Source organism: Vibrio sp. 10N.222.46.A1 (genome assembly GCF_041473595.1).
Taxonomy (GTDB): Bacteria; Pseudomonadota; Gammaproteobacteria; order Enterobacterales; family Vibrionaceae; genus Vibrio; species Vibrio tasmaniensis_A.
On record NZ_JBFRSN010001012.1, the window covers coordinates 1 to 673 of the forward strand.

The following is a 673-nucleotide window of genomic DNA, read 5'->3' on the forward strand; positions in this document are numbered from 1 at the left end:
TGTCACAGAGAAGTTCAGTACCGTGTCTTGCGTGTATTCCGCTGCGACAAAGCTTACTGAAGCGCCTTGTACTGTTGCGTTAATACCTGCTGGTAAATCCCACGTGAAGGTTAATGTGTCTTGATCCGCATCGCTCGAAGCCGAAGCATCAACCACAACAACGTCACCCGCATTGACTTCAGCCGGAGCTGCAACCACTGCTACCGGAGCGGTGTTGCTTGGGCCTGTGTCCTTAGGGTTTACCGTGACAACAACTGTGTCTGTTGACGTTGCGCCTTCGTTGTCTGTTACGGTTAGGCTGAATGTCAGAGTCTCTTGTTGTGCGACTTCCACAACATCGAAACTCGCAACAGCCGCATTCGCGCTGGCTAGCGTTACCGCCGTACCGCTTACTTGTGACCAAGCGTAGCTCGCAATCGTACCGTCACTGTCTTTTGAAGTGCTACCGTCTAGAGAAACAGAAGCAGGGCCTTCAACCGATTGATCTGCACCCGCTGCTGCGGTTGGTTTACGGTTTACAGGGTCAGTAGTTCCACCTGCTAGACCTTCATGCATCGCATTTAGGATATCGCCGTTATCCGCATCAATTTCCCAAGAGAATAGACCCGCAAGGCCAAGGCTACGAACGTATGCGCCTTTTGCTTTCACTGAGCGGTCATCATCAAATGTGATC

The 673-nt window shown here is 51.6% G+C and carries 1 protein-coding gene; it reads right to left on the bottom strand.

Going from position 1 to position 673, the window contains the following annotated elements; genetic code table 11:
- A partial coding sequence (locus AB4496_RS23135; protein WP_372132117.1) for a PKD domain-containing protein occupies window positions 1–673 on the bottom strand: 673 nt, incomplete at both ends.